Here is a 7,794-nt window from a genome sequence, read left to right on the forward strand (position 1 = left end):
CATTTTTTTAACAATTTCCCAGTAATACCCAAGGCAACCAATTCTTAATGACGAATTACGAATTAGTCGCCAGTTGCTGTTGGTTCAGGTAAAAGTAATGGCCTTTTCGTGTGATCAATTGATCGTGAGTACCGCTTTCGACTAATAAGCCACGATCTAATACCAAAATTAAGTCTGCATGACGCACGGTGGACAGGCGGTGGGCAATAATTACACTGGTGCGTCCTTGAAGGATAGTTTTCAGGTTATTTTGAATCAGACGCTCAGATTCTGAATCGAGGTGGCTGGTTGCTTCATCTAAAAGCAATAAACGGGGATCACCTACCAAAGCACGGGCTATGGCTAGGCGTTGGCGTTGTCCGCCAGATAACATACCGCCACCTTCGCCAATTTGGGATTCGTAACCCATTGGCAATCGTTGTATAAAGTCATCAGCCCCAGCTAATCGCGCCGCCGTTATCACTTGTTCTAAACTAGCTTCGGGGTGAGCAATGCTGATATTTTCGCGGATTGTACCGCCAAACAGAAAGGTGTCTTGGTCAACCACACCGATTTGAGAACGGAGCGATCGCAGGGCTATACTAGTCACATCGTTACCATCAATCAACACTTTGCCATCTGTCGGCAGATATAGCCCTAAAATTAATTTAAACAATGTGGTCTTACCAGAACCGCTACGCCCTACGACAGCAACGGTTTGCTCTGGTTTAATTTCAAAACTGAGATTTTCTAAGACATTAATATCACTCTCTGGATGATAGCGAAAGGTGACATTTTCAAAGCGAATATGACCGCTCAAGCGAGGTAAAAATTGCCGGGGCTGGTTTTGTAAGTCTTCTTCTGGTTCGGCTTCGAGAATATCATTGATGCGTTCTGTAGAAATTGTTACCTCTTGTAATTGATTCCACAGCACGACTAGACGCTGAAAAGGTCTAATGATGTTACCCAGCAGCATATTAAAGGCAACTAACTGACCAATGGTAAGTTGATTTTGAATCACCAACCACGCCCCCAACCACAGTAAGCTGGTCGTAACTAGGGTTTCAATTGCCGAACTAAAAATCTGTAACTGATTACTGATAATCTGCCCAGCAAAGGTCTTTCTAATTACATTATTTAGCAGTTCTTCCCAATGCCAGCGCACTGTCTGCTCAATTGCCATCGAACGAATTGAGCGAATCCCCGTTAGGGATTGAATGAGGTAACTGTTTTCGTTGGCGGTAGCACTAAAAACTTCCCGGCTAATGCGGCGTAGAAATGGTGTAGCCACAAGTGCCAGTAATACAAACGGCGGCACGATCGCTAAACTGACCAATGCCATAGACGCACTATACCAAAACATCAGCCCCACGTAAACGAACACCGTCAGTAAGTCCAAAATGATGGAGAGGGCTTCCCCAGTCAAAAAACGCTGGATTTTTTGGTTTTCTTGGACACGGGAGACAATATCGCCGACATAACGGGATTCAAAAAACGCTAAGGGTAAACGGAAGGTATGTTTAATAAAACCTACCAACAGTGACACACTAATACGGTTGGCTGTATGGTCTAGTAAATATTGCCTGAGTCCATTGACGGCGACGCGGAATAACCCAAAAATCATCAACCCTAAACCCACAGCGTTTAAAGTCAGCGTGCTACCCTGCACAATGACTCTATCTAATAACAACTGGGTAAATAGGGGCGTAATCAGTCCCAAAAACTGAATTAATACCGAAGCCCCAAACACTTCTAGCAGCACGCGTGAGTGAGGTCTGACTAACTCAAACATCTGCCAGAATGGGGTACTGACTTCTTGTGCCTCTTGTAGTTGGCTGGTGGGTTGCAATAATAAAGCGTAGCCAGTCCAACCTGCTTTAAATTCTGACAGTATGAGGCTACGTTGTCCAATCGCCGGGTCGCAGACAATAACGTGTTTTTTGGTAATTTCGTAAACTACGATGTAGTGCTTATTTTCCCAATGAGCGATCGCAGGTAAGGTTTGTTGTGCTAATTTATCCAAACTGGCTTTCACCGGACGGGTAGTAAAACCTATCGTCTCTGCGGCTGTGGTTAAACCTTTGAGGGATGCACCATTGCGGCTAACATTGGCTAAATCCCGAATGCGATTCACGCTTAAGTTTTTACCCCAGTAGCGGCTAACCATGACTAAACAAGCTGCACCACAGTCAGCTGCACTTTGTTGTTCAAATAATGGATAGCGTTTGGTAATTCTTCCCCACCAATGCCCTACTCTCACTTTCGGGCTAGGGAAATAGGAGCGACGTGGTTTGGGTTTTTCTGGAGGGGGGGGTTGTAGAGATGCGACATATCGCGTCTCTACAACCGGGGATGGGGAGGGGTTACTTTCAATACTAACACTGGATTCTCGGAATTCTGTTAACTGCGGCCAATATTCTAGTGCTATTTGCCAATTGGTATTTCTCAAAATATACACAACTGCTGATTGTGTAACTTGCCAATTACCTACATTTGCAGATGTGGTGATTGTTCCGGGTATAAATCTGCGTCCTTGGGTATCTGTTAATTCTCCTCGCTGTAAAAGCCAGAGTTTGGTATCTTGCAAAAGCGACTGGGGAAGTGAACCACTAGCTAAAGTCTGACGTTCAAATAAAAACAATGCTCTCAAGGCATCTTCGACGGAAGTATTTTCAGGCAGTAAGGTATTTTGGTTACAGAACACCAATAAATCCCAAGTTTCTGCCTGTTTTTTTAGGCGATCGCCAATGCTAGAATGTTCACTAATCAGCCCTTGTAAACTATCTTGCGGTAGATAAGCAAGTTTTAAATTAACAGAAGCCCTAGCAACATAAGGACTAAATTCTTGTTCTGGAAATAAAGTCAGTTCACCAAAAGACGCTCCTGTTGAAAGCGTGGTGATTAAGTTTAAAGAACTATCAAGTAATCTGACTTTACCCCCAAGGATGATGTAAATTCCCGCCGAAGCTGTAGCAGCTTGCCAAAACTGCTTGGCAATTGGCGGTTCAATAATTTCTAACTCTTGGATACACTGTTCTATTTCCTTTTCTGACAACAACTCACCCAAGGTTTGAGTAAGTTGTTGCGCTAAATATTGCTGGGAAAAACCTGACGGCATTCCCTCACCTCCAAACCAAATATTGTGAACTTTCGTACTTCTTAATCATTATGATAATTACGAATTACGAATTAAATTAAACGACCAATCCAGAGGTGTTTCAGACTGAGATTTCAAGTCAGAAATTGTAATGTTATTATCTGGATCAGTCTCAGTAACTTGAGGACGGTTATTTTTTGGTTTGGTAGAAAGTCCCATTTGTTTTAACAGGCGATTGATATGGCGATCGCTAATAGTGATGCCCAATTCTGATGCTAAATGCTTACTTAACCATTGGGCTGTCCAATGGGTAAAAGCATAACCATAATCACGCGGACTATTACTTACTAATTCCTTCAATCTATCCATATATTGGTTATTAACAATTTTGGGTCTACCTATGGGTCGCTCATTCCATTTGTGTGCCAAACCTGCTTCAGCTATGCCAATCCAATAACGCGCCATTTCTTGAGAACAGCCTAATTTTTCACAGATTTGGCTTTGCGATGTCCCCATATCCGCCAGTAACATAATTTCAATGCGTTTACGATATTCTGGCTGCAAATTAGTTTGTAAATGCTTGAGCAAAGCTTTCCGTTGAAAGGGTGTTAAAAACTTACTTTCGTGCAAGTCATAACCTTCAATAAATTGCTCTTGATGAAAATATTCAGACATAATTATTACCAGGTAATGTCTAATTTATGTTTAGGTCAAAGTTTCAAATTCATCAGGTTTAGTCGGCTTTCTCCAGTTTCTCAACTGTACTGATGACAAAAAGGCTATCGCTCAACCCAAGCTACAATTATTTTGCTTTCCTCAGATTGATGAAAGAGCATTACATTCTCTTGTTTCAAGATATTAAGCCTATGTGATGACCTGACTTTTCACAGGATCTGGAAAACCCCTCTCCAAAGACGCGGAGCGGCTTCTCGCTAGAGTACCTCTCACGCCAGTTGCTACAACGGGGGAACCCCCGCAACGCACTGGCTCCCCTACAAGGAGAGAGGCTTTAACTTCTCCCCCTTCCCTACAAGGGAAGGGGGTTAGGGGGTTAGGTTTCGCGTTAGCTTTTCCACATAACGTGAAAAATCAGATGTGATGACAAGTGTTTACCCTCCTTTAAATTGGTAAATGAGGGGGGTTATCTGTAAGTATTCAATATTCCAAAGCCTCAAAAAACGCAATATCTGGTAAAACACCTCAAAAGCTTGCATCAATAACTTGATAAAATTTTCTGAGCAATGGTGTCACGCTGGTATTGACTCCAACCAATTATTTTGGTTGCTAATATCAGAAAATCTACCTCAAGTCTGATGATGATTTTGTTATCAGGATGTTGCTAAAAACTGGAATGTAGGTACAAACTCAATGAGTGAATATTTAAGTTGCTGCGATTACGAATACCAATCAGAGAGGGTTATTTAGTTAGATTTCAATGCAAGTAAATGTTACTAACATCAAACTAACACCACACTGCCTATTTTTTCATTAGCAGATCATGAGTCATCTGCATTCACCTGGCAAAAATTAACTAAGAACTGACAGTCTCTCAATTTGATTATTTAACCTACTACTATTTTTGTAGAAATTTTCTGAAGGCTAGTCAATAGTTTTTATCCGAAAAAAGTAAAGTTCATCAAATCTTTATAAAAATTTTATTAAAAATTGATAATTTTCTGAAAAACAGCTAATTTATTCGCTTTTTCTGCAATTCAGAAGACTTTTAGTTACAATTACGGTTGAAAAACAAAAGCCTAAACGCTAGTGATTAGTATTATTACTCAGCCCAGATTTACAACTCGCTACGCTAACATAACTCAGCATGATGTATTGATGTCAGATGGTGGCTTTGTTGAATCTGTACTGTATTAGCTGGTCAATAACTTGATAAAAACAGTGCTTTCCGCCCGAATGCGCGGATGGGTAGGTGTTAAAAACAAACTCTGATTAACTGACCTTGGAGTTCTTGCAGTGTAAGACTTTTGAGATTTTTTTGAATAAAAATAGCCGCGCACTTTATTTAGTAAGGGTTTTGGGCATTTGTATTCTACCCAGTTATAATTCTGTATGCTAAGATTATTCCATCCGCGCAACCGCACCTTGAAAACTAAATATAGACTGTGTTTCAGGTCGCCGCTATTGCAATTTCTTCTAATCCCTATCAGGGATTGAAACTGTGGAGTGGATGACGAAAGCCACTCCTAGTTTTGATTGCAATTTCTTCTAATCCCTATCAGGGATTGAAACTAAGTTTAGGTAGGCTTAACTGAATGCTTAAGGTATTGCAATTTCTTCTAATCCCTATCAGGGATTGAAACCTCAGCGCGCGCGTACACGCATACGCACACACGAATTGCAATTTCTTCTAATCCCTATCAGGGATTGAAACGTGATGTTGATATTACTGTACAACCTAAAAAGCATAAGAAATTGCAATTTCTTCTAATCCCTATCAGGGATTGAAACGTAACTCTATTTAATGTGGATGAATCAACAGAATATTGCAATTTCTTCTAATCCCTATCAGGGATTGAAACAACTGACTCGATAGTGCGGCAACTGTGGCACACGCCACACGATTGCAATTTCTTCTAATCCCTATCAGGGATTGAAACGCCATCCTAACCAACACGGCAAAACATTAGATGTGAGTTCTAGATTGCAATTTCTTCTAATCCCTATCAGGGATTGAAACCCTGCTGTGGCTGTTGTAGGCAGCTTGGTGATAGATTGCAATTTCTTCTAATCCCTATCAGGGATTGAAACTACCAGGATGACAAGGTTGTCTACCAGGATGACAATTGCAATTTCTTCTAATCCCTATCAGGGATTGAAACTTCATTGGCGCAGGTTTTGCATCTTCTTTATCTATTGCAATTTCTTCTAATCCCTATCAGGGATTGAAACTAGTAAATGCTTTCCTGCAAAGATGGATTACTTTGAATTGCAATTTCTTCTAATCCCTATCAGGGATTGAAACGTTAGTTTCGCACCACACCAGGAATTGCTCATCTGAGATTGCAATTTCTTCTAATCCCTATCAGGGATTGAAACAGATGCAAAGCTTACGGATAGTTACAATAGTGATTGCAATTTCTTCTAATCCCTATCAGGGATTGAAACCATAACTTGTTCCCCTTTCCCTTGCTCTCTACCATTGCAATTTCTTCTAATCCCTATCAGGGATTGAAACCGAGTATTTTGTTGACATCGACAAGTACAAAGAATTGCAATTTCTTCTAATCCCTATCAGGGATTGAAACCATTTAGAATACTATCAGGAGTTAGCAGACCTACAATTGCAATTTCTTCTAATCCCTATCAGGGATTGAAACTCCCTTGGGCTTTTCTCTATTATTGCTTTTCTTCTTATTGCAATTTCTTCTAATCCCTATCAGGGATTGAAACACTTAAAGATATCTGCACTATGTTAGAATCCTCTAATTGCAATTTCTTCTAATCCCTATCAGGGATTGAAACAGCCAAGAGTACAGCAGAGTTTACAACAAGGTGTTAAGCATTGCAATTTCTTCTAATCCCTATCAGGGATTGAAACGTCTTCGCCGTAACCCATTGTTTCCAAGGCTTGATTGCAATTTCTTCTAATCCCTATCAGGGATTGAAACATATTGCACCATACCCTCGATCTCCAGCGTCCCAAATTGCAATTTCTTCTAATCCCTATCAGGGATTGAAACGGGAGTAAAGCGATTGACTACCTTGAACCAAAGAATTGCATTGCAATTTCTTCTAATCCCTATCAGGGATTGAAACATAGGTGCGAGGAACTTTATTAGTCTTTGATTCAAATTGCAATTTCTTCTAATCCCTATCAGGGATTGAAACAGATTACTCTCTGGAAAAGTAGGAATGAATTCCTTGATTGATTGCAATTTCTTCTAATCCCTATCAGGGATTGAAACTGCTTGAGTATTATTCTGAGAAGTCCGGTATAGATTGCAATTTCTTCTAATCCCTATCAGGGATTGAAACTTAATTCAAAAGCATACTTGCCTCTATTCTTTTCGGGGATTGCAATTTCTTCTAATCCCTATCAGGGATTGAAACGACTCGTTGAAGGGTGCAACTCCCCCTGACCAACAATTGCAATTTCTTCTAATCCCTATCAGGGATTGAAACGCACGATCATCCAATTCGGGCATTAAGCGCACTTAATTGCAATTTCTTCTAATCCCTATCAGGGATTGAAACCCAGTAATCATGAGGAGGAAATTATTTTTGGGAATTGCAATTTCTTCTAATCCCTATCAGGGATTGAAACGCTACAGTAGAAACAACTCTAGAAACCGAATATAGAAATTGCAATTTCTTCTAATCCCTATCAGGGATTGAAACCAGTTGGTTCAATCCCGGCTCGCTTCATTGCCTCAAAATATTGCAATTTCTTCTAATCCCTATCAGGGATTGAAACTAGGTAACACACCTTTACAACCTTTTTTATATTCTTATTGCAATTTCTTCTAATCCCTATCAGGGATTGAAACATGGCGGTGTGAGGTAGTAGCTAAATGTCGCCATAAATTGCAATTTCTTCTAATTCCTATTAGGGATTGAAAGGAAATAAAAAATATTTATCATCTATGAGTCCTAAAAATGTTGGGTTTCGTTCCTCAACCCAACCTACTAGTCTGTCAAGAAATAATGGTTCTTCGGTTACTTTTATGGAGAATTAATAGTAAAATGCCAGTTTAATAAAC

The 7,794-nt window shown here is 40.2% G+C and carries 2 protein-coding genes and 1 CRISPR repeat array; both genes read right to left on the reverse strand.

Annotation, left to right across the window (positions count from 1 at the left end; translation table 11 throughout):
• Positions 1-55: 55 nt before the first annotated feature.
• Positions 56-3,097 (reverse strand): ABC transporter transmembrane domain-containing protein, encoded by a 3,042-nt coding sequence (locus ACM0OR_RS17780; protein ID WP_323266820.1) that lies wholly within the window; start codon positions 3,095-3,097, stop codon positions 56-58.
• A 57-nt stretch (positions 3,098-3,154) separates the two neighbouring features.
• Positions 3,155-3,751, reverse strand: coding sequence for a helix-turn-helix domain-containing protein (locus ACM0OR_RS17785; RefSeq protein WP_414577780.1), 597 nt, complete (start codon positions 3,749-3,751; stop codon positions 3,155-3,157).
• A 1,463-nt stretch (positions 3,752-5,214) separates the two neighbouring features.
• Positions 5,215-7,654: a CRISPR direct-repeat array (repeat unit 37 nt; unit sequence ATTGCAATTTCTTCTAATCCCTATCAGGGATTGAAAC).
• Positions 7,655-7,794: the final 140 nt, after the last annotated feature.

The sequence above is a fragment of the Anabaena sp. CCY 9402-a genome, from assembly GCF_963920945.1.
GTDB lineage: Bacteria > Cyanobacteriota > Cyanobacteriia > Cyanobacteriales > Nostocaceae > Trichormus > Trichormus minutissimus.

Bases quoted from the DNA above. Each gene is read 5' to 3' on its own strand.
- ACM0OR_RS17780 (WP_323266820.1), bottom strand. From the start codon at position 3,097: ATGCCGTCAGGTTTTTCCCAGCAATATTTAGCGCAACAACTTACTCAA.
- ACM0OR_RS17785 (WP_414577780.1), bottom strand. From the start codon at position 3,751: ATGTCTGAATATTTTCATCAAGAGCAATTTATTGAAGGTTATGACTTG.